24 protein-coding genes are annotated in these 22,488 nt (G+C 41.4%); 18 read left to right on the top strand and 6 right to left on the bottom strand.

Translation table 11 applies throughout. The features are described 5' to 3' along the window. Positions 1–31: 31 nt before the first annotated feature. From FHW88_RS18665 to accC, 3 genes are all read left to right on the top strand, one after another. On the top strand, positions 32–1,024 hold the full coding sequence (locus FHW88_RS18665) for a Hint domain-containing protein (protein WP_139159967.1): 993 nt from the start codon (positions 32–34) through the stop codon (positions 1,022–1,024). A 422-nt stretch (positions 1,025–1,446) separates the two neighbouring features. Then, positions 1,447–1,932, top strand: coding sequence for a c-type cytochrome (locus FHW88_RS18660; RefSeq protein ID WP_090527645.1), 486 nt, complete (start codon positions 1,447–1,449; stop codon positions 1,930–1,932). A gap of 595 nt (positions 1,933–2,527) precedes the next feature. Beyond that, on the top strand, positions 2,528–4,012 hold the full coding sequence (gene accC, locus FHW88_RS18655) for an acetyl-CoA carboxylase biotin carboxylase subunit (protein WP_090527002.1): 1,485 nt from the start codon (positions 2,528–2,530) through the stop codon (positions 4,010–4,012). Here accC and FHW88_RS18650 read toward each other — a convergent pair. Beyond that, on the bottom strand, positions 4,009–4,470 hold the full coding sequence (locus FHW88_RS18650; RefSeq protein WP_176627477.1) for an NUDIX domain-containing protein: 462 nt from the start codon (positions 4,468–4,470) through the stop codon (positions 4,009–4,011). The genes accC and FHW88_RS18650 overlap by 4 nt on opposite strands. Before the next feature lie 86 nt (positions 4,471–4,556). Between FHW88_RS18650 and FHW88_RS18645 the strand changes: the two genes are divergently transcribed. Further along, on the top strand, positions 4,557–5,054 hold the full coding sequence (locus FHW88_RS18645) for an SRPBCC domain-containing protein (protein ID WP_175489979.1): 498 nt from the start codon (positions 4,557–4,559) through the stop codon (positions 5,052–5,054). 86 nt (positions 5,055–5,140) lie between these two features. After that, the gene (locus tag FHW88_RS18640; protein WP_176627476.1) at positions 5,141–5,725 is read left to right on the top strand and encodes a riboflavin synthase; all 585 of its coding nucleotides are present in this window, start codon (positions 5,141–5,143) and stop codon (positions 5,723–5,725) included. Here the strand turns inward: FHW88_RS18640 and FHW88_RS18635 are convergent. Next, positions 5,722–6,864: a tetratricopeptide repeat protein gene (locus tag FHW88_RS18635; protein ID WP_176627475.1), complete on the bottom strand. Its 1,143-nt coding sequence runs from the start codon at positions 6,862–6,864 to the stop codon at positions 5,722–5,724. The genes FHW88_RS18640 and FHW88_RS18635 overlap by 4 nt on opposite strands. Before the next feature lie 111 nt (positions 6,865–6,975). Here FHW88_RS18635 and FHW88_RS18630 point away from each other — a divergent pair, with 111 nt between their 5' ends. Continuing rightward, positions 6,976–7,263 carry a hypothetical protein gene (locus FHW88_RS18630; protein ID WP_090527010.1) on the top strand — a complete coding sequence of 96 codons (288 nt, stop codon included), beginning with the start codon at positions 6,976–6,978 and terminating at the stop codon, positions 7,261–7,263. 67 nt (positions 7,264–7,330) lie between these two features. On the opposite strand, the gene FHW88_RS18625 is transcribed toward FHW88_RS18630, so the two are convergent. The 3 genes from FHW88_RS18625 to hscA form a co-directional block, all read right to left on the bottom strand. Then, positions 7,331–7,921 (bottom strand): hypothetical protein, encoded by a 591-nt coding sequence (locus FHW88_RS18625; RefSeq protein WP_176627474.1) that lies wholly within the window; start codon positions 7,919–7,921, stop codon positions 7,331–7,333. A 233-nt stretch (positions 7,922–8,154) separates the two neighbouring features. Next, on the bottom strand, positions 8,155–9,147 hold the full coding sequence (locus FHW88_RS18620; RefSeq protein ID WP_090527015.1) for a hypothetical protein: 993 nt from the start codon (positions 9,145–9,147) through the stop codon (positions 8,155–8,157). Positions 9,148–9,184: 37 nt separating this feature from the next. Beyond that, entirely contained in the window at positions 9,185–11,041 is a 1,857-nt protein-coding gene (gene hscA, locus FHW88_RS18615) for a Fe-S protein assembly chaperone HscA (protein ID WP_176627473.1), read from the bottom strand. 183 nt (positions 11,042–11,224) lie between these two features. Between hscA and FHW88_RS18610 the strand changes: the two genes are divergently transcribed. The 5 genes from FHW88_RS18610 (at position 11,225) to FHW88_RS18590 (ending at position 15,913) form a co-directional block, all read left to right on the top strand. Then, complete coding sequence (locus FHW88_RS18610) at positions 11,225–12,175, top strand: aldo/keto reductase (RefSeq protein WP_176627472.1); 951 nt, start codon at positions 11,225–11,227, stop codon at positions 12,173–12,175. Positions 12,176–12,450: 275 nt separating this feature from the next. Then, positions 12,451–14,208: an ATP-binding protein gene (locus FHW88_RS18605; protein ID WP_176627471.1), complete on the top strand. Its 1,758-nt coding sequence runs from the start codon at positions 12,451–12,453 to the stop codon at positions 14,206–14,208. Between the two features lie 90 nt (positions 14,209–14,298). Further along, positions 14,299–15,183 (top strand): helix-turn-helix domain-containing protein, encoded by an 885-nt coding sequence (locus FHW88_RS18600; protein WP_090527023.1) that lies wholly within the window; start codon positions 14,299–14,301, stop codon positions 15,181–15,183. Positions 15,184–15,187: 4 nt separating this feature from the next. Beyond that, positions 15,188–15,595 (top strand): DUF983 domain-containing protein, encoded by a 408-nt coding sequence (locus FHW88_RS18595; RefSeq protein WP_090527025.1) that lies wholly within the window; start codon positions 15,188–15,190, stop codon positions 15,593–15,595. A gap of 165 nt (positions 15,596–15,760) precedes the next feature. Then, a complete protein-coding gene (locus FHW88_RS18590) occupies positions 15,761–15,913 on the top strand; it encodes a hypothetical protein (protein WP_167516102.1) in 153 nt (50 codons plus the stop codon). Positions 15,914–15,991: 78 nt separating this feature from the next. Here the strand turns inward: FHW88_RS18590 and FHW88_RS18585 are convergent, their stop codons facing one another. Continuing rightward, positions 15,992–16,294: a hypothetical protein gene (locus FHW88_RS18585; protein ID WP_176627470.1), complete on the bottom strand. Its 303-nt coding sequence runs from the start codon at positions 16,292–16,294 to the stop codon at positions 15,992–15,994. Between the two features lie 384 nt (positions 16,295–16,678). On the opposite strand from FHW88_RS18585, the gene FHW88_RS18580 reads away from it, so the two are divergent. The 7 genes from FHW88_RS18580 (at position 16,679) to FHW88_RS18550 (ending at position 22,440) form a co-directional block, all read left to right on the top strand. Next, the gene (locus FHW88_RS18580) at positions 16,679–17,752 is read left to right on the top strand and encodes an NHL repeat-containing protein (protein WP_176627469.1); all 1,074 of its coding nucleotides are present in this window, start codon (positions 16,679–16,681) and stop codon (positions 17,750–17,752) included. A 79-nt stretch (positions 17,753–17,831) separates the two neighbouring features. Continuing rightward, a complete protein-coding gene (locus tag FHW88_RS18575; protein ID WP_176627468.1) occupies positions 17,832–18,476 on the top strand; it encodes an HAD family hydrolase in 645 nt (214 codons plus the stop codon). A gap of 229 nt (positions 18,477–18,705) precedes the next feature. Next, positions 18,706–19,680: an ABC transporter substrate-binding protein gene (locus FHW88_RS18570; RefSeq protein ID WP_176627467.1), complete on the top strand. Its 975-nt coding sequence runs from the start codon at positions 18,706–18,708 to the stop codon at positions 19,678–19,680. Further along, positions 19,681–20,550, top strand: coding sequence for an ABC transporter permease (locus FHW88_RS18565; RefSeq protein ID WP_176627466.1), 870 nt, complete (start codon positions 19,681–19,683; stop codon positions 20,548–20,550). Then, positions 20,547–21,296 carry an ABC transporter ATP-binding protein gene (locus tag FHW88_RS18560; RefSeq protein WP_176627465.1) on the top strand — a complete coding sequence of 250 codons (750 nt, stop codon included), beginning with the start codon at positions 20,547–20,549 and terminating at the stop codon, positions 21,294–21,296. The genes FHW88_RS18565 and FHW88_RS18560 overlap by 4 nt, the downstream gene beginning before the upstream one ends. Before the next feature lie 34 nt (positions 21,297–21,330). Further along, positions 21,331–21,576 (top strand): hypothetical protein, encoded by a 246-nt coding sequence (locus FHW88_RS18555; RefSeq protein WP_091162656.1) that lies wholly within the window; start codon positions 21,331–21,333, stop codon positions 21,574–21,576. Positions 21,577–21,918: 342 nt separating this feature from the next. After that, positions 21,919–22,440, top strand: a complete 522-nt coding sequence (locus FHW88_RS18550) for a tetratricopeptide repeat protein (RefSeq protein ID WP_090527040.1) — start codon at positions 21,919–21,921, stop codon at positions 22,438–22,440. Positions 22,441–22,488 lie beyond the last annotated feature (48 nt).

The raw sequence follows: 22,488 nt of genomic DNA, 5'->3' as shown, positions 1-22,488 counted from the left end.
TTGAATCCTGATATCTTGAATCTTTTCTAAAATGCACAAACTAACATTAACACTATTACTAAGCTCTTCATTGTATTTTGCCCAGGCGCAAACTGTAAACCCTCGTCCGCTTACTATGGATGAGTATAAAAAGGCGCAATCATTCGCGATTGCTAATTTGGATAATGACACCTACGTTAAATTTGAAAATACCTACGTACTTGACCGTTATGAAAACCGTAAGCCTTATTTTATAACCGGGGCCGACGGCTTGAAAAAACGTATCGACCTGTATAAACTGGTTGCCAAAGAAGGTATGCAGGAAATAGGTCTGATGGTGTTTTATACCAACGAAAAAGGCAAGCTTTACAAAGCCCTCGTGCCCGATTTTACTGCCGATGCTAAAGTTTGGGAGCAGTATTTTCAGGATATTGATAATATCAACAAAGTGGAGCAGAACTTTATCCTGAAGCTGTCGTACGTGCTGTCAAAGGAAGTTAGCTTTCAACAATATAAGGCACTTAACGCGGGTAAGGATCTGAAGGAAGAGGCAGCTACCTATGGCAATGATATCTGTTTTCCTGGCGAAGAACTGGTTACCATGGCCAATGGCGATAAAAAAATGTTGAAAGCTGTGAAAAGTGGCGATGAGGTAATAACGGTTGATCCGTTGACTAAAAAAAGTGCAGCTGTAAAAGTAAAAGAGCTTACCATACATGAGGCCAAAAACTACGCTTTAACGCAACTGGTACTGGTATCGGCCCAAACAAAAAACACGGCCGAAGGCAGGCAGGTAAAACTGAATAGTAAAGTGTTACAGGCAACACCTAATCACCCTATGTTAACCAAACAGGGCAATATAAAAATAGGAGAGGTAGCTACCGGCCAGGAAGTACTTTGCCTGAACGAGCTAACCGGCAAATATGAAACTTTCACCGTACTGCAAAAAACAGAACACGCGGGCGGTGTACAAAGAGTATATAACATTGTTGCCGATGGCGGTAGCACCCTGCTCATGAATGGTGTAATGGTAATGCAAAAGTAATTTAGTGTTCCCTTTCTCTGCTTTAATCAATTTCTACAAACCTGTTCCCCCTCTGGGGGATTTTACAATTTATTAAACATGTATTAATTGCCCAAGGACAGATGCACCAAAGGTGCAAAAGGCTTGTAGCTCGTAAAGTTATAGAATGCCCTTTGCCCCCAGAGGGGCGAAACACGACGACTTGCTGTTTAAACGACAAGCAATTTTGTGAGCAAACTTAAACTCGTGGAGGAACCTTGAGTTATTCCTAAAATACTTAGTTTCTTAACAATGTCGGCAGCAATGCGTAGTCCGGCCAGGTTAACTATCGGGAAACATGCTTCTGTAATAATGAAGTTACCGTGAATAATTCAATCATTTGCTTAAAAATGTTGCAACATTAAAACCAATGATTTAATTTAGATGACTTAAACATGACAATTATGCCTGTTAACAAAAAATTATTAGTTACACTCGGTCTGCTATCCATAGTAGTGTTTGGCGCCATGACCAACATTAAACCACAGGACGAAGGTTTTAAAAATCTTAAGGTTTTGCCAAAAAACATTTCGGGCGAGAACCTGCACAAGGTTATGGAAGATTGGGAACATTCATTAGGTGTACATTGCAACTTTTGCCATGCCCGTAATGAAGAAACTAAAAAGATGGATTGGGCAAGCGATGCCAAGCCTGAAAAAGCAATGGCGCGCGATATGTATAAAATGATGAACAAAATTAATCAGAAGTATTTTCATGCCAAAAAGGATTCTTTAGGCATGATTATGCAAAGTGGTGTTAACTGCAATACCTGTCACCGTGGTACAGCTCATCCTGAGGTTATGGTACCTGACGGAAAAGGTCCGGGTGGTCAGCCTGGTCCGCCGCCTGCTGGTCCTGCCCCGGGCAACCCTGCGCCAACTAAGCCATAATTAACAAGCGTATTAGTATAATTAAATGCCTTTGGTGATCCCAGGGGCATTTTTGTTTTATAGGGGTTATTATCAGCTGTGTTTACCTGCAAGTAAAAATTAGGTTAAGGATTTTGTATTTAACTATTGAATATTTATCCTTTTTGACAGATAGCTTCAAACTGTATTCATGAAAAATTCATGCTTGGTAACGATCTTTATACACGATAAAGATTCGTTGGTTTTATTTAGGAATTGCTGGTTGATTTATGATCAAATTTGCAATGTTGATTTATGAAACCGGGGACTGATTATTGTAACCTTTAATATTATCATAATTAATAAATGACTGCTGAGTTTCGGATTAAGCCACAGGAGCAAGCTAATGTCTCAACAAATTCCAGCGATTTATTTTGCCGGAATTGCAAAAGCCGGTTGAGCCGTATCAAACGGAGCAGCCTTGCCAAATTTTTATTGTTGGGTTTACCCTTTAAAAAATATATCTGTTATAAGTGCTCCCGTAAAACCTACAGGTGGGCACCCAAATAATATTTCAATCGTTTTATAAGCATTGGGTATGTAGTATCTTTTTGTGTAAATCAATTACATTTGTTTTATGCAGAAAATACTGGTTGCCAACCGTGGTGAAATAGCTTTACGAATTATGCGCTCGGCGCGCGAAATGGGTATTAAAACCGTTGCGGTTTACTCACATGCTGATCGGGACGCCCTGCACGTGCGCTATGCCGATGAGGCTGTAAATATCGGGGAAGCTCCATCCAGTCAATCCTATCTTATTGGAGAAAAGATCATAGCTGCATGTAAGCAAACCGGGGCCGAAGGTATCCACCCGGGATATGGTTTTTTGAGCGAAAATGCCGGTTTTGCCAGGCTGGTTAAGGATTCGGGACTTATTCTTATTGGCCCTTCTCCCGAGGCCATGGAAGTAATGGGTAACAAGTTATCGGCCAAAGCTGCGGCACTCAGGTATAATATCCCGATGGTCCCCGGAACGGAGGAAGCCATTACTGATGTTAACGAAGCTAAGAAACGGGCTATTGAGGTAGGTTTTCCAATATTGATCAAAGCGGCTGCGGGGGGCGGGGGTAAAGGGATGCGCATTGTTGAAAGCCCGGCAGACTTTGAAGAGCAGATGCAGTTAGCGGTATCTGAAGCTACATCAGCTTTTGGCGACGGCTCTGTTTTCATTGAGCGCTATGTATCATCCCCCAAACACATCGAGATCCAGGTACTTGGCGATACGCATGGTAATATCGTGCACCTGTTTGAGCGTGACTGCTCGGTACAGCGCCGCCATCAAAAAGTAGTTGAAGAAGCTCCATCGGCAATATTAACGCCTGAAATCAGGGAAAAGATGGGGCGTTGTGCGGTTGATGTAGCCCGGTCTGTAAATTATACAGGAGCGGGTACGGTTGAGTTTATCATGGATGAAGGTTTGAATTTTTATTTCCTGGAAATGAATACCCGTTTACAGGTTGAGCACCCTGTTACGGAACTGATAACCGGTATTGACCTTGTAAAGGAGCAAATTAAAATTGCAAGGGGCGGGGCTATCAGTTTTAAACAGGAAGATCTGAAAATTCATGGTCATGCCGTCGAACTGCGTGTTTATGCCGAAGATCCGGCTAATAATTTCCTGCCAGATATTGGTACGCTGCAAACTTATATAACGCCCAAAGGGCCCGGTGTACGGGTAGACGATGGGTTTGAGCAAGGCATGGAGATTCCCATTTATTACGACCCGATGATAGCCAAGCTGATAACCTTTGCGGATACCCGCGCTGAAGCAATTGAGCGGATGATAAGGGCTATAGATGAATATCAGATCACCGGTATTACTACCACCCTCGGTTTCGGCCGTTTTGTAATGCAGCACGAAGCTTTTACCTCTGGTAATTTTGATACCCATTTTGTAAAAAAATATTTTTCGCCCGAGGTGCTGCGCGAAAGTCGCGAGGATGAAGCTATAGTAGCAGCAATAGTAATGGAACAGCTCTTGAGCAAAAAAAGGGTTTCAATTGCAGCCCCGGTGGAGGTAGCTAACTCAAGCAACTGGATCAAGAACAGGAAGCAGATTTAATAATTGTTGATCGCGGCCAGTTCATCTATCAAAGCTGCCTGAGCAGGGTTGATCTTTATTTTTGCTGTCGCCATATCAAACCATTCGGCACGATCAATTTCATCAAAAGTTTGTTTTTTTCCTGAGCGAGGCGGCCATTCTATTTCAAATGTATTGCTTTTGATATTTCCCGGATCAATACTGCCTTCAACAGCCCAGGCCAGTACCGTTTTACCCCCTTTTTGTTTGATAGCGTTCAACGCAATAAAATCCCCGGTTATTTCATGCCCGGTTTCTTCCTGAAATTCACGCTTTGCCGCCATGAGGGGATCTTCATCGGGAAGATATTCACCTTTGGGTACCGACCACGAGCCTTCATCTTTGTTTTTAAAGAACGGCCCGCCCGGATGTACAAGAAATACCTGCAAACCATGAGCTGCTTTACGGTATAATAAGATCCCTGCGCTTTGCTTTGGCATGTTTAAGATTTAAAGGCAAGTTAATGAAAGGCTTAATTATAATTGTTATTTTTGATACAAACGCCCCAAACCGATATACAATTATTATGGCAGACAACAGATGGAGCAAATTTAAAGTAACTGCTGATGTTGATACGGACGTACGCAGTATGTATGAAGCCTGGGCTACTCCCGAAGGCCTGGAAACCTGGTTTTTGCGTAAGGCTGATTTTTTTGCCATAGCAGGCCGCCAGCGCGAACCGCAGGAGTTTATAAAAAAAGAGGATACTTATACCTGGCATTGGCATGGGTTTGATGATACCATTTCCGAAAACGGGCAGGTGCTGGAAGCCAACGGTGCCGATTTCATAAAATTTACTTTTACAGGCGGTAGTATAGTGAGTGTATCTATCACTGCTAAACTGGGCGTTGTTATTGTTGAACTGGTGCAGGAAAACATCCCCGAGGAAGCAGACCCCGAAAAAAACCTTTATGTGCAATGCCAACTTGGCTGGACATTTTATCTGGCCAATCTGAAATCGGTATTGGAGGGTGGCAAAGATCTTCGCAATAAGCGTAAAGACCTGTTCTCAAGTTTCAAATAATTTCATTTACTGCTGACAAACCATAGTGCAAAATATTTTAGCTTTGAGCCAATCAAAATAGCCCCTTTCAACGGGCCGGGAAGCATATGTTTACAGGAATTATAGAAACTTTAGGGAAGATCACCGATCTGCAGCAGGAAAAAGGCAACCTTAATATTACAGTAGAATCGGCTATATCGCACGAGCTCAAGATCGATCAATCGGTAGCGCACAATGGTGTATGCCTTACTGTGGTGGCTTTAGCCGATGGCTTGCACGTGGTAACCGCGATTGAGGAAACCTTAAATAAAACCAATCTTTCCCAGCTCAAAGTTGGCGACCCGGTAAACCTGGAACGCTGCATGCAAATGAATGCCCGGCTCGATGGCCACATTGTTCAGGGCCATGTTGACCAGGTGGCTGTTTGCACCGCGTTTAAAGAACTTGACGGCAGCTGGGAATACACTTTTGAATATGATGCAGCAAGTGGTAATGTAACCGTAGAAAAAGGATCTATCTGTGTAAACGGTATCAGCCTAACCGTGGTTAATTCGCACGCCAACAGCTTTTCTGTAGCAATTATTCCATATACATTTGAGCATACCAACCTGCATAATGTGCAAGTTGGCAGCCAGGTTAACCTTGAGTTCGATATCATAGGCAAATACGTTGCCCGTTTGATGCAACGCTAAATCCCTAATGATTTAATGCGCTGTTTGGAGTAAGCGATATAAGTTTTTTGTGACTCTTTTGGCTTGCCTGCCAGGTACTTTTTATAGTACTTAATAGCTGTTGCTTTATTTTTAAGTTCGGTATCATACAGGGTTGCAAGGGCATAATAGGTAATAGGGTCCGGTTTATAAAGCAAGCTTTTCTGGTAAGCTTGAACTGCATTTTTAAGCTGGTGCAGCCTGTCGTACGAATCACCTTTTTCACTGTAATAGGAGCTCACACCCGTAGATATGGCCTCTTCAATGGCCTTATCCAAGTAAGTTATCGCTTTTGAGTTATTGTGCAGGGCTTTGTAGCTCATGGCTGTATAATAGTATGAAGCTTCGGTGCCGGTATTGCCGTCCTCCAATGTTTTAAAAGTTTTAATACAATCCGGATAGCTGCCGGTCATGTAATAAGAAGTGGCCAGCATGGATACAATGCTGCCGGCCTGCTCACCTGCATCCATCAGTTTTTTAGTAATAGCAATAGTTACCGGATATCTTTTTAATGCGTACGAGGCCTGGGCCTTGCCTTTCAGGAGCAGCAAATTGGCAGTATCGGCAACAAGTGCTTTGTCGATAATATTTTCAGCATTGCCATATAGTTTAAGGTTGATGAAGAAGGACGACAGGTCATATGCCACATCAGGATTAAGCGGATTGATCTTATTGGCTTTTTGCAGATATACAATGCTCCCCTCTATATCGCCTAAATTTTGCGACAGGTCTGCCAGTTGCTTATACACATCAAAGTTGGTGGTATCTTTCAACAGGATCTTCTTTACAAACACGATCGCTTTTTTATTATTACCGCGCCTTTTAATGATCTCGCTCATGTTATACAAGTTAGTTAGGCTGGTGGTATCCGTAGCGTAAATACGTTGATAATAGTTTTCAGCATCGGGCAGACGGGAGGCCATTTTGGAGGTGTAGGCCAGTTTAGCCAATACTTTTATGTCGGTAACGGGCTCGGGATATATTTTTTTGAGGTAATCTGCCGCGTCGGCAAAACGCTGGTTTTGATAATAATCAAGCAGGAGCGAATCATTAGCGGCTTGCTGAGCGCATAATTGCGATACTGGTAGGATAAGGAATAGGGTTATAAATAGATTTTTCATAACTAATTATTTAGTTGAACTAAGTTAATAGTTATGGGTGTTAAATCCAAATCTGAAACAATTTTTTATTGGTGTGGTTAAAATGTAAAGTGATACTTAAAACCACACATTATGGATAAGTTAAAGAAATTTGGACTGATGGAAAAAATTGTCCATGAACTGGAAGACTTGAAAAACAGCCAGCAGGCTATTATTGCTAAGTTAACTAAAATAGAAGTTGATAATATCGAACTTGGTGATAAACGCCTTGAAAAAGATCTGCCCGATATGCACCAGCGCGTATCCGAAAACCTGGATACTATTGCAGCTATCCTTGAGGATTTTGCTAATCAGACTGAAAACTTTAGCAATAGCAATAATATAGCCGCCCTGAAAGAGCAGGAAGCATTAGGAAAATAAGTTAAAAAGAAAATCCCCGGGAAACCGGGGACTTTCTTTTTATAGTTGTGTTAATACTAAAGCACTATTATTTTTTGTTGATTTTTCCACTATTCCGGTTATACCTTTTTATGGCCTGAAGATAATTTTTCCATTGGATGCTTTCAATGGCATCAAGATCGTCGCCAACCATTGCCCTAAGATTTTCTTCGCTGTATTGCACAATTGGCCCATTGTTAAGCTGAATGGCAACGATGGATTTGGGATTGAACATTTTTCCTTCAGGCTCGCTTAAAAGCGAGTATGCACTGATATGACCGCTTATAAACTTGAACATCCAGCAGCTATCTTTAGCAATACCTGCATAATAATTGGGGGCCAAAGTATTGGCATTTTTTTCAGCTGATGGAGGTGTAAGGTTTCGGGCTATTTCAATAGTTTGTTCCGGATATATCACTTGTTCCCTGTTTGTATCCGCTTTAGATAGTGACTGGTCAACAAACAGCAGATAACTTTTGTGTGCATAGGCATCTACGTAAATTCTGGACTTAACTTCTTTTTTAGATCCGTTGCGCATCGTTACCAGGAAAGTATACGCTGGGTTGTTGGTACTCTTGTTGTGATCACTCCAAAAGTCCCACATAGCGAGAGGCGTCTGTTGATCCATTTGTAAGTCCATGTTTTGCTTGTTAGATGTATTGTTAACAGCGGGCAATCCGTTTTAAGCAGAGGCACAGTTTCCTAAAATAACAAAGGAAAAAAGAGAAACATACTTTAATAAAAGTTTCATATATAAAGCTTAGATGGGTTAAATATATGAAACCAGTTTAACCAAAATGTTAACTTTTACCAATACTGAATAACTTACAACTTACGAAGCTTTTAAAGCTTCGTAAGTCTTATAGTTCATCACTACTGGTACTGAATATAAATAGGGGCAGGCTTCAGACTTAACACTTCCTTAGGCGTAAGCATCCTGTGTGGTTCGTTCTTTAAGTCGTTTTTATAAAAAAGTTTAAAGCCGGTGAACTGTACAGGCTCTTCTGAAATAAAATATTTGTAAGTGCCTTTTTTAAGTTCCGGGCCGCCCCAGCCATCCATATCCATCACTACCTGTACTTCGGGACGTAATTTAATATCCTTATAGTTGGTTACCATGCGTTTGGTAAAGCGGTGTACAACAAATATTTTAGGTGGGAGGTCATTCTTTTTTGCCAGTTTGGCCAGGTAGCCGGTTACGTAGTTAATATCATCGGCATCAAAGGTACCTATGCGTTTGCCGGGCACACTGCCTTCCTTCATAGAAAATTCCGGGTCGATGCCTAAATGAACGTTTGGCATCTTCATGTATTTCTCTAATAAAGGCAATTCGGTTTGTACTGTGCTGAAGCCAACCTGGATATCTAAAAACACAAGTGCGTTGATGCTTTTTGCCCAGCTAATCACGGTATCAATCTGGCTAAAAGGCATCCGCAGATTATGCAGGCCGTTGCGACCGGCATCGGCCTGGGCCGTTACGCAGATATAATGTAAGGCCGGTACCACGTTAGTAGCTGTATCTGCCTTTTCCCAGTTCTTTACCTCTTCCTTTAATTTATTGAGCATGGTTTTGCGTGGGTATTGGCCCAGCACGCCCATGTTTTTTGAATAGAGGTTACCATAAAACGCTACAATGCGGTTAAATGGTAAAATAGCTCCGGGAAGCGGATATTCTTTGGTTTTTACCGGCCAGCGACCACTTTTATCGCCGTTGGCCAGTTTTTTCATCAGCGAATCGTACTTTAAAGTATCCAGCATGGATGACCTTGCCGACGTATCGCGGAAATGTTTGCGGGTTGTAGAACAGGCCGTATTAGCAACGGCAATAAAAATAAACAGGGCTAAAGCAGAAATTGTCCTTTTCAAATTTTAAGATTTTTGACTTAATGAGCAATATCTGTGCCTATTCTATACTTTTGCCCTTCATAGCTGTACTTATTGCCTGATCCATCAAGCGTTCGGCAAACGGACGAGTGAACTCGTTAAGCTCATCAATTGTTTTTAGTATCAGGTCTTTATCGCCGCTGGTGAGGGCCTCTTTCAGTTTCTGAACAAGTTTGGTGGTATCGGCAATTTCTGTAACCGAAACATAATCAGCATTTTTTTGCAGGAAGCGTTCAACGGTATAAACCATTTGTTCGCCTTCAGTGCGCGCCTCAATAAGCATCCGCTGATTTACATCATCTTTGGCGTGGGTAATGCTGTCCATCAGCATTTGTTCCACCTGTTCGTCGGTAATGCCATAGGTTGGTTTTACTTCAACCTCCTGCTTTACGCCCGAACGTAGTTCGATGGCCTGTATGGTTAGGATGCCGTCGGCATTCAATAAAAAGTTAATATCAACTTTAGGGAAACCTGCAGGCATGGAAGGGATGCCTTTTAAATCAAACTCGGCGAGTTTACGGTTTTCTTTGATCAGATCGCGCTCACCCTGGTAAACGGCAATTTTCATGTTTACCTGTCCGTCTATTGATGTCGTATATTGCCTGCCGCCTTTGGTTGGCACTTTAGAATTTCGGGGGATGATCACATCCATCAGGCCGCCCATAGTTTCAATACCTAAGGATAAGGGGGTAACATCTAATAGTAAAATATCTTTACGGTTGCCTGCTAAAATATCGGCCTGTATGGCGGCGCCTAAAGCAACTACTTCATCAGGGTTCACATCATCATGCACCGGGCGACCAAAAAACTCAGCAACCATACGTTTAACCAATGCCGTACGGGTTGAGCCGCCAACCATAACCACTTCATCAATCTGATCGATAGTTAGTTTAGCATCCTTAAGTGCGTTTCGGCAACTGGTGATGGTTTGCTGTACTTTTGGTAATATCAGTTCTTCAAAAGTAGTGCGGTCAAGCGTACACCAGATCTCGCCTATTTTATCATTAACCAGGCTTTGGTGGGCAAAGGCTTTTTTGGCTTCTTCGGCCTTTAAGCGTAGTTGCTGGGCCAGCTCATTATTTGCAAGGACTTCGGCTTTATTAAGCTGGTTTTTCTCAATCCAGTAATCAACTATAATGCGGTCAAAATCATCACCACCTAAAAAGGTATCGCCATTGGTAGATAATACCTCAAAAATGCCGTTTTGAATTTGCAGTATGGATACATCAAACGTACCGCCTCCAAGGTCATAAACCGCTATAGTTTTAGTTTCTTCGGGGTTGAGGCCTATCCCATAAGCCAAACTTGCCGCGGTAGGTTCGTTAACTATCCGCAATACATCAAGCCCCGCAAGTTTACCAGCATCACGGGTGGCCTGGCGCTGCGAATCATTAAAATATGCCGGAACAGTGATCACAGCACGGTTAACCGGGGTTTTAAGGGCATGTTCGGCGCGTGCCTTAAGTTCTTTCAATATCTGGGCCGATAGCTCGATAGGGGTGTAAAATTTATCGCCTACTTTGATCTTAACCAGGCTTTCAGTATCATCGTCAATTACTTTATAGCTAAAAAAGTCTTTGTAGTTTTCAATATCGTGGTAACTGCGGCCCAGCAAGCGTTTAACCGAAAATATGGTGTTTTGTGGATCGGTTATCAGGAACTCTTTTGCCTCATTACCAACCAGCACATCGCCGGCATCGCCAAAATGAACTACAGATGGAACCAGTACACCTTTACCGGCATCATTAATTACCTGCGGGTTTTTATCAGGATTAATGAATGCTACCAGCGAGTTGGTGGTACCCAGATCAATACCTACAATGATCTCTTCTTTTTGCAATGAGCCTGTTGCCAGGTTGATAGAAACTTTAGCCATTATATTAAGTTAACAAAGCGCAAATGTACTTAGTTTTGGCTGAGGATATGTCTTCTCAATCTCTAATTTGTTAAGTTTTGTGCGTTTTGTAACATCATTACAGATTGAGCCTTTATTTCATTATGCTGACAAACAAATACGCTTAACGCCGCTTTATCCCTGTAATACCCTAAATAAATTATTATGAAAAATCGTGAATTAGGAGCATCCGGCATATCAACAGCGCCATTGGTTTTTGGCGGAAATGTGTTTGGGTGGACTGTTAAAGGCAAAGATACGGGCCTTTTATTGGATGCATTTGTGGATGCCGGTTTTAACACTATCGATACCGCTGATGTTTATTCGCGCTGGGTCGAGGGCAATAAAGGCGGCGAATCGGAAACCGAAATTGGTAACTGGCTTAAGCAAAGCGGCAAACGCGATAAAGTAGTTATAGCCACTAAAGTAGGCGCCGAAATGGATTCGGGCAGTAAAGGGCTTAAAAAGGATTACATTATTAAATCGGCCGAGGCTTCATTAAAGCGCTTGCAAACTGATTATATTGATTTATATCAAACCCATTACGATGACCCCTCAACCCCGGTTGAAGAAACCCTGCGTGCTTATGATCAACTGATGCAGGACGGTAAGGTGAGGGCTATAGGAACTTCCAATATGTCTGTCGAACGGTTGCATGAGTCGCTCAAAACGAGTATTGAAAAAGGCTTGGTAGCTTATCAAACGCTTCAGCCCGAATATAACCTGTTCGACAGGGAAAAATATGAAACTACTTACGAGCCTTTCATTAAAGAGCAAAACCTTGGGGTGATCAGTTATTTTTCGTTGGCCAGCGGTTTTTTAAGCGGCAAATACCGTTCGGAAGCCGACCTGAAGGGAAGCAGCCGCGCCGGTATGGTCAAAAAATATCTTAACCCAAGAGGCTACAGAATATTAAAAGTCCTGGACGACCTTGCCGGGCAGTATCAAACCAGTCAGTCGGCAATTGCACTGGCCTGGTTAATTGCAAGGCCTGGTATTACAGCACCCATTGTTAGTGCCACCAGTTTGGAGCAACTTACTGATCTTTTTGAATCAGCCGCTTTGAAATTAGATAATGAAGCTATTGAAATGCTGAATATCGCCAGTGTTTATTAAATATTAATTTATATTTCACTATATATAACAGCGCGCTTTTTAAATGAAAGTTGCGCTGTTTGTTTTTAGTTGCCTGATTAACATTTCAATCACTGACTTTGGATTACTTAATAATTACATTGATTTTTAATTTTAATTATTAAACAATAATATCCTGTTTTTTACTTTTTTAAACACTAAAGTTTTAAATATTTCCTGAAAAATAGTTTATTTACTAAACCGAACTCCCTGTTTTTGAGTATAAAGAGTTCTCTCTAATTAATTTTTTATTTTAAATGGAAAAACTGAAGCGGATTATTGGCTACGGGATGCCTGATTTGTCGCTGGAGAATAAGCTGTTTAATGCGCTCTCATTATTCATTTGTGCCAGCAGCGTTTTTTCGCTAATCTGCAATTTGTTTTTAGGCTTAAGTTATAAGCTTGAGCTTGTCGAGCTTTTTGTAATCCTGATGTCGGGCTGGGCTTTTTACAGGAGCAGGTTTGTTAAGTATAAAGAGGATGCAACCGTCATTTACATTTGCTTAGGGCTGTTTGCAATTATTCCGGGCTGGTTTTACAATGGCGGTATCTCCGGATCAACAACGCTTTCGGGAGTCTTTTTTATTGTACTTATAACCCTGCTTGTAAAAAAACGATATCATTATATTTTTATTGGCGCGCTGATAGCTATATTTTTAGGATGCTACTTTATTGAAAAACATTTTCCTGGTTTAGTACAGCCTTATGATAGCACGGCATCAAAAGAATCTGACCTCATCACTTCGGCTGTAGTAAACATATTGACTGTTGGGCTACTGGTAGGTTTTATTAAAAAAAGCCACGAAACCGATAAGCGCGACCTGATTCATAAGAGTGAAGAGTTACAAGCTTCTCAAATTGAACTTTCGGCCTCACGTGACCAGGCTGAGGCGGCCACGTTTGCCAAATCGAATTTTCTGGCCAATATGAGCCACGAAATTCGCACACCACTTAATGGTATCATCGGTACCGCTCAATTGCTATCCCGCACCAATTTACAGCCCGAGCAACAGGAACTGCTTCAAACTTTACAATCGAGCAGTAATTTATTGATTAACATCATCAGTGATATTCTTGATATTTCAAAAATCGAAGCAGATAAACTGGTCCTTCACCCGGTTTCAACGCATTTGCGTAACTGTATAAAAACAGTTATTGAGATTACCGAACCGGCCATTACATCTCTTCACAAACCCCTAAGCTTAACTTATGATGTTGATGCTAATGTAGCAAACTATGTAATAGCAGATGAGGGCAGGCTTCAGCAAATCCTGGTTAATTTGATCGGAAATGCCATTAAGTTTACCGACGAAGGCTCGGTAAGTTTACGCGTCACAGCATCTGAGATCAGGAACAACGTCCAGGACATAACCTTTAGCATCAAAGATGACGGGATTGGCATAAGTGAAGAGGCATTAGCACAGTTATTTAAACCATTTTCACAGGTAAATACTACCGCTTTGCGCAAATATGGCGGTACGGGGCTGGGCTTATCCATTTGCAAAAAACTTGTGGAGATGATGCACGGCAGAATCTGGGTAGAAAGTAAGGAAGCCCAGGGCTCATTGTTTAGCTTTACCTTGCCTTTACATGTTACCTATGGTATTATTGAACCGGAGATGCAACCGGATGAAAAGGAAGCTTTTCAGTACCGGCCTTTACGCATTTTATTGGCCGAGGATAATAAAATGAACCAGTTAATAGCCAGTAAGATTTTTAAAAAGGTTGGTTATAATATTGACATTGCCGAAAATGGACTGGCCGCGGTAAATATGGTTGAGCAGTGTAACTACGATCTGATATTTATGGACATTCAAATGCCCGAAATGGATGGTTTACAGGCTACCCGCCATATATTAACAAAGCATGGTAAAGGCGCTCCGCCTATTATTGCCATGACAGCCAACGTGCTTAGCGAAAATGAGCGTGAATGCACCCAGGCCGGTATGAAAGATTTTGTAAGTAAACCTTTTACTTTTGAACGGCTGGAAGATATCATCCAAAAATGGACGTGATTTATCAAAAAAATGTCAATCGTTGATTAGTACCATACAAAATAAAAATAGTACCATTAAGGGCAAAGCTATTGTGTGTAGTTTTGTGTCATGTTACAAAGTATTCCAACAATTGATATTTGCACACTTGCCGATGATATTAAACAGGATGACATCCTGATCAGCAGGTTTGCGTCTTATTTGGATGCTCATAAAAACCTTTTCTTCCCGCACCGCCACTCGTTTTACCACCTGGTATTGTTTACTGATGGCGGAGGATCACATACCATTGACTTTGAAAGCTTTGAGGTAAGGCCGGGGCAGATTTACTTTATGATTCCCGGGCAGGTGCATTCATGGGCTTTTGAAGGTTTTACTGACGGTTATATCATCAATTTCTCAAGCTCGTTTATCCAGTCGTTTTTATTACGCTCAGGCTACTTTGACAATTTTAACTTTTTGAACGGCAATCCAAAGGATGAAGTAGTTGACTTACCTGCCAACCAGTTACCCGAAATCATTGCCCTTTTTGAAAGGATTGTATCTGAAGTTGAAAAGCCTGCAGTTTTGGGCAGCGATATGGTAAGGGTGCTTATGCTTCAGCTTTTCATTCTGATAAATCGTTGCCAGGGCAAAGGCGATAGCTTTGGCAAACAGGGCTATAATCAAACACTGATCCGTAACTTTCAGAAGCTGATTGAACAGCATTATATCGATGTAAAGCTTCCTAAAGATTATGCAGAACTGCTTTATATCACCCCCAATCATTTAAATGCGGTATGTAAAGATGTGCTTGGCCTGTCGGCAGGAGAGGTGATCCGTAACCGTACTTTGCTTGAAGCAAAAAGGCTATTAACTAATCCGCGACTTAATATAAGTGAAATAGCTTTTAACCTTAATTTTAGCGATAACTCCTATTTTACCAAGTTCTTTAAAAAAATTGAGGGCATTACCCCCGAAGAGTTCAGAAAAAAAACCTTAAACAATAAATCATAACGTTATGGAAACCCCTAAATATAAATTATCCGCCTGGTCTGCCTTTGTAAACGCCAAATGTCCGCGTTGCAGGAGGGGAGACTTATTTATCACCGGTATGTATGAATTTAAAGGACAGGAGATGTATAAAACCTGTTCACACTGCGGCCTGGTGTATGAGCGTGAACCCGGTTATTTTTATGTAGCAATGTTTGCCAGTTATGCGCTTAACGTTGCCGAGATGGTTACACTGGCAGTTGCTATCAGCGTTTTAACAGGTAGCAGTAACCCCTGGTTGTATGTAACTATTATTTTAGGGGTAGCGGTAATTTTAGCGCCGTTTAATTTCAGGTATTCAAGAGTGATGCTTTTGCACTGGCTTACACCGGGCTTGCATTATCATCCGGAGATGAGCGAGGATAAGCCGGAATAATTTAATTGATTGAAATACATACAGATGCCCTTGATTGAAAAATTAAGGGCATTTTCATTTAAACCAAAACCTGCGGCTACAGTCATAATAATAACAAGCTTAATTTATGTAAATTAAATAAGTGTTTGAAATTAAGCTGTTTATAATTACTTAAAATCTATTATCATGAAAGCGAAACTTAAATCACTGAAGGCCGATCTATATAATGTATTTGTAGTTGGGAATGCCGATGACAGGCAATTGGCAAAAGCATACTTTTTGCTGGCTATCCCTTTATTCGCCATATTTTTTGGCCTGGGCTCATTTCCCAAATTCTGATCATAAAAAAACAGTCGGAGCGTTCTGCGGCGACTGTTTACAACTGTTCCTAACTAATTAACTAACTATTAAACTAAATTATTTTTCGATTGGATTAAGGCCCAGGTAATTTGCCGCAATAAATAAATTGTTATTGATTTGGTGCCAGGCCTGGTGGTTGCCGATTGTATACCGGTTTAAAACATCATAGTAATAAGAATCCGAGAATGTGAGCCGGGTGTTTATTTCTGAATTATACAATGAATCTTTGCCTAAGTAGATGCCGCTGCGTTGCGCAGGTTTATCGATTTTTTTTTCGGGTGTTGAGGAAAACATATTGGCACAAGCTACCAAAATGAGAGACGCCGCAACCAAAACAAGAAAATGGTAGAATAATTTCATAAGCAAGGTATAAGTTTTTAAAAGATGCCTCCGGATGTTCAGAAACATATTATGCTCCAAAAATAACCAACGCTTTATAAAAAATAATCAGGGATTTCACCGTTTTGCGTACGTAGTTTTACGCATTTTTTAATAGATACAGATGAATAGTTAAATGTAGAAAGAAAATTTGATATAACGTTATAAGATCGATAAAAAAAATTAAACTTTTTACGCTGTTACAAACAGTAGTTTATATTCGTAAACTTGTTTAAAAGATGAATAAATTTTCAGTTGTGATATTAGTGTTTAATCAGGTTAGCTTTTCCTGATTTTAATTCATTTGGCTCACTACATTTATCTACAATAAAACCAATTAAGAGGTCATCGATCTAAAACTACATTATGAAAAAAACTCAATTAGCCTTTTTTAAAGTGACCATATCATGCCTAATAGTTTTACTTGCTGTTTCCGCATGCTCAAAAAAAAATAATGATAACGCTCCCCAGGCGCTAAAGGTTGTAGTAAGCACATTTGCAGGCAATATAAATCCGGGCAAAGCTGATGGCACCGGAACGACAGCGTCTTTTAACAGGCCCAGCGGTATGATCACAGATGCAGCAGGCAATATCTATGTAGCTGATGCTGGCAATAACCTGATCCGTAAAATAACCCCGGCTGGTGTAGTTACTACTTTTGCCGGGAGTGGTGCGCAGGGAGACACTGACGGTATTGGTACCGCTGCCAGTTTTAACAATCCTCAGGATATAACACTGGATGGGAACGGTAACTTATATGTAGCCGAAAGTACAGGTAAAGTGATCAGGAAAATAACTTCGGCAGGTGCTGTTACTACATTGGCGGGGGGAGGGGCGAACGGGGTTGATGGTGCAGGCACAGCTGCAGGCTTCAGTGCGCCAACCGGAATAGCGGTAGATGGAAGTGGAAATTTATTTGTTGCCGATGTTTATAAGATCCGTAAAATAACTCCGGCCGGTGTTGTGACTACGTTTGCAGGTTCGGGTGTAAGTGGCTCAGCAAATGGAACAGGAACTGCAGCAAGTTTTTCACAGGTTACAGGTATTGTAATTGGTTTGTCGGGTAACCTCTATGTAACAGATTTGGGCAATAACATGATTAGGAAGATTACTTCTGATGGCGTTGTTTCGACATTGGCCGGTAACGGAATCAAAGGCTCGGCAGATGGTGCTGGTAATACTGCTACTTTTAACGCACCTGTAAGTATAACCGCCGACAATCAGGGTAACATTTATGTAGGGGATTCGGACCATTTTATCAGGGCTGTTGATACTTTTGGACAGGTTACCACGGTTGCGGGTACAGGTTTTTCGGGATTGGCCGATGGAGAGGGTTCTAAGGCAAGTTTTTCAGTTCCTTATGGTCTGTCTGTAGGAATAGGGAAGGTGTATGTGGCTGATACTTTTAATAATATGATAAGGGTACTTACAGCTCAATAACCCCATATTTCTTTACTTCCTAAATTAACATCAATCTGATAGCCGGCAGGAATAAAAAACCTTTACTTTTGCCGGCGATATGAATGATTCGCTTAAAAATAAATACGACAGCATAATTTTTGATCTTGATGGTACCCTTTGGGATAGCACTGCAAACGTAGCTCTTGCTTGGCAGGCAGCTATAAGCAAGGTTGATTATATTAAAGAGGAAATGACGCAGGAACGTGTGCGTTCCATCACCGGAATGACCTACGATGCCATTTTTGATAAATTATTCCCGGAACTAAATATTGAGCAACGTAAAGAAGTACAATCGCTTTGTGCTGTAAGTGAGCTGGAAATATTACATACCAAAGGAGGGGAGCTGTACCCCGGGTTAGAAGAAACGCTTAAATATCTTGCCGCAAACTATAAGCTTTATATTGTAAGCAATTGCCAAAACGGTTATATCGAACTGTTTTTGGATCTGAACCAATTGCATGGCCATTTTCTTGGGCATCAGTGTTTTGGCACAAAAGGAAACCCTAAGGCCGATAATATCAAAGATGTGGTTAACGACCACCAATTGAAAGCTCCGGTTTATGTAGGTGATACCATGGGCGATTACAATGCCGCCAAACAAGCCGGTGTACCTTTTATTTTTGCAAATTATGGTTTTGGCGTTGTGCCTGATGGCATGGTAGCAACTATCAGTAATTTTGCCGGGCTTAAGGAGCTGCTTTAAAATTATTGTGTTTTAATCATATTAGGGTTGAATAGTTGTTAGCTCATTACCCGGAAAGGTAATGCAGTAAATTATTATATATAATTAACCGACTTTCACAATCGGCTTGCCGGCTTGGCTTTGTGTGTTCTGCTTTAAGCTTTCGTATAATGATAATCTTATTGTAAAACAATTTTCGGCTTTTGCCATTGTACTTTCAGCTTTACGGCTAAAAAGTTAATTTAGTAAAATGAAGTTTATCAAATATCTGCCGGTAACTATATTACTTGTTTTTTTTGTATCCTGTAAACCCAAAACCAAATCAATGCAGGTGCCTGTAGTTGGTTTTGTTGACGCTTTTGAAGATGCCACCATATCCCAGGCCCGCAAAGGTTTTACCGATGCTTTGAACAAAAATGGTTTCAGCGAAGAAAAAAAGACCGTGCAGATTGAGTACAGCAATGCCCAGGGCGATATCCCAACGCTTACACAGATAGTTAACCACTTTGTTACTGATAGTGTTAACCTGTTGGCAACGTGTACAACGCTATCAACGGTAACAGCGCTTCAAAAAACAAAATATATCCCGGTTTTTGCCATGGTATCCCCAACTGCCGAACGCATGAAGGTAACTGATGCCAACGGGAAAGCGCCCGCCAACCTTTTCGGCGCAGTAGAAGAGTTAAATTATATTGATACTTCGTTTAGCATTATTCCCAAACTGCTTAAGCCTAAAGGCGCAAAGCTGGTTATCGGGATGATCTATAATCAGTCGGAGCCGCAATCGGCCGATGCCTTAAATCGTATTAAATCATTGGCTGCAGGGCTAAACGTTGATATTGTTGCGCTTCCGTTAAATACATCTGCCGATGCGCAGTTGGTTACGCAGTCGCTGCTAAGTAAAAACATCGACGCCTTTTTTGCCAATCCGGACAATACCGTTTTTGCATCTTTTGAAACTATCCTTAAAAATTGTAATCAAAAAAACATCCCGATTTTTACAAGCGAAGCAGGTTTGGTACAGCGTGGAGCCGTCGCTGCTTTTGGGGCTGATATTTATCAATGGGGGTACCAAGCCGGCGAGCAGGCAGCCCAATTTCTTAAAACTCATAAAACCGATGGCCTGCAACCCGAAATGGTAAAGATCAGAAAGAGGGTATATAACCCGGCTGCTGCTAAAAAATATAATATTACCATTCCGCCAAATTTTGAGCCTGTAAAATAAATGGATTTTTACCTTACCGCTTTACTGCAGGGCCTGTGCTTTTCGGCCATAGCGCTGGGGATCTATATATCCATGAAAATCTTCAATATTCCGGATATCACAACCGATGGCAGTTATACACTGGGTGGCGTGGTTACGGCAGTATTGCTGACCAATCATCAGCCTGCCTATGTTATTTTACCTGCTGTGCTTTTGGCAGGCGCAGCAGCGGGGGCGCTTACCGGCATTATTCATACCAAATTAAAGATCAATGCACTGCTGGCCGGCATCCTGGTTATGACGGCGCTTTACTCGGTTAACCTTACTATTTTAGGCCGCTCAAATTTACCGCTTATCAATTTGCCTTCGTTATTTACTATAGTAAGTGTTGTGAACGACCCTAATCAAAATACATTCTGGATCCTTGCCATTTTTGTTATCGTGATCACTTTTCTGATCGGCTACCTGCTCAAAACCGATTTTGGCATAGCCATGCGGGCTACAGGTAACAGTGAATCCATGATCCGTTCATTAGGCGTAAATACCGACAGGATGAAAATTACCGGGCTGGCACTGGCCAATGCGCTCACGGCTTTGAGCGGCTACCTGGTGGCCCAGTTCCAGGGTTTTGCAGATATCAGCATGGGTATTGGGATTGTGATAGTAGGGTTAGGATCGGTGATCATTGCCGAAACATTAATTAATTGGTTTAAGCTTACCTCGGTATGGTTAAGTTTGGTATTGGTATTAGCAGGGGCAGTGATATTTCAGCTGGTTTTGGCGTTTACACTCTCAGTTGGTGTCGACCCTAAATTACTTAAAATAGTTACCGCCGGTTTTGTGCTGGTAATTGTAAGCCTGCCGCGTTTATCCTTATTAAGATCATCATGATAACGATAACCGACGTACATAAAACATTTAATAAAGGTAAAGCCAACCAGGTAAACGCGGTTAATGGCATTACGCTGGAGATACAAAGCGGTGAGTTTTTGGTGATAGTTGGTTCTAATGGCTCAGGCAAGACCACGATGCTTAATTTAATTGCCGGCAGCGTATCGCCCGATAATGGCACTATAAGTATCGACGGTAACGATGTAACCAACATGCCTGATTACAAACGCAGCCGGTGGATTGCAAGGGTATTTCAAAACCCATTGAGTGGCACTGCGCCCGATTTGAGCATATTAGATAATTTCCGGCTGGCATCTATCCGCACAAAAAGAAAAGGTTTATCCGTTGGGGTAAATGACGCTTTTAAAAAACAGGTGCAGGAAAAAGTAGCCGGCCTTGGCATGGGTTTGCAGGATAAGATAGACCAGCCAATGGGTACTTTATCGGGCGGGCAGCGGCAGGCGCTTACCCTGCTGATGAGTGTAATGGATAGTTGTAAAGTTTTATTGCTGGACGAACCTACCGCGGCCCTCGACCCACGCTCGGCCGATGTGGTGATGCGGACAGCTGATACACTAATCCGCGATTTTAATTTAACGGCGGTATTCATTACGCATAATTTGAAGGATGCTTTTAATTATGGCACACGAATAATACAAATGGGTGAGGGGTTGATTATTAACGACTTATCGGGTACGGCCAAAGCTTCTTTAAAACAAAACGACCTGTTCGACTGGTTTGCATAAAAATTGGCAAAGTAATTGCATAGCTACCTGTACTATGAAAAACAATAATTTTGAAACCATATCCGACGCTTACCAGTTAGTAAGCGGTGCGAAAATAAAAGGCAAAAAGCACGACGAAATATTTGAACTTGGCGCATATGATGCCCTTAAACGCGGCTATGTACTTTACCCGCTTGAACATGGCGTTAAGTTTGATGATTTCAGCGTAATGATCTCTGAAAAAGAATTAAAAAACAACTTCCTGATTGAGGCGGTTAAACAAAATGCAATAGCAGCTTAATTTTAGGCTGCTATTTTTTTTACATTGCTTTTTCAAGTCATATAAAGGCAATAAACCTCATGCACAGGGTATTGGGCTGTGCATGAACACTTCCTCTCTTGCTTTTCTCGTTCAATAATTGTAAGTTTGTATTCATAAAGTACAAACCGATGCTGTTTAATAAATCAATCTGCTCAACAATAATGTGGCCCATGGTGTCACAGCAGAAGGGTTTTGTGTCGATAATTCTCTTCTCTACTCCGGTGTAGTGCTTTCGAAGCATCCAAACCGATCCTGCATTTACCACATTAGTATAACATTAAGCCTTACATAAACGTAAGCCTAACTGAATTTGAAATTTATATGGACAATTATTATTCAATAGAAGAAAAGTACCTCCAGGCTGTTGATGAACTATCGTTCGGAGAGACACCTAAGGGCTTAAACATATTAAACCAGATCATTACAGATGAGCCATTTTTTGCAAGGGCGCATTACCAGTTAGGGATGATCTACTATTACAAGATCCAGGATTACCAAACCGCAGGTTATCATTTTAAAACCTGTATGGAGCTGGAGCCATCTTTTCCGGATAATTACACCCATTATCTTGACCTGGTAGTATTCCTGGGAATGGATAAGCTGGTTTCAACCATTTCGGCCCAGGCTTTAACCACACCGGGAGTGAACAAGGCCCGCACCTTTGAGCTGCTTGGTTTATTTTATGAAAAGCAAAAGGACTGGAATAAATCCTTAGGCTATTACCAGGAAGCCTTTATGGAAGTGACCGAAAAAGACGAGCGTAAAGACATTGAAGATAGTTTTAAACGCGTACGCTCAAAAATGAAGCAAAAACAGGCTTACCTCTATTTCATTACAGAATAAACTTAAATAGCTGTTTAATTGGATACTTAACGAATAGGCCCCTGACGA

The sequence above is a fragment of the Mucilaginibacter sp. SG538B genome (assembly GCF_013376065.1).
Lineage (GTDB): Bacteria > Bacteroidota > Bacteroidia > Sphingobacteriales > Sphingobacteriaceae > Mucilaginibacter > Mucilaginibacter rubeus.
This window is presented reverse-complemented; position numbering and strand designations above follow the sequence as displayed.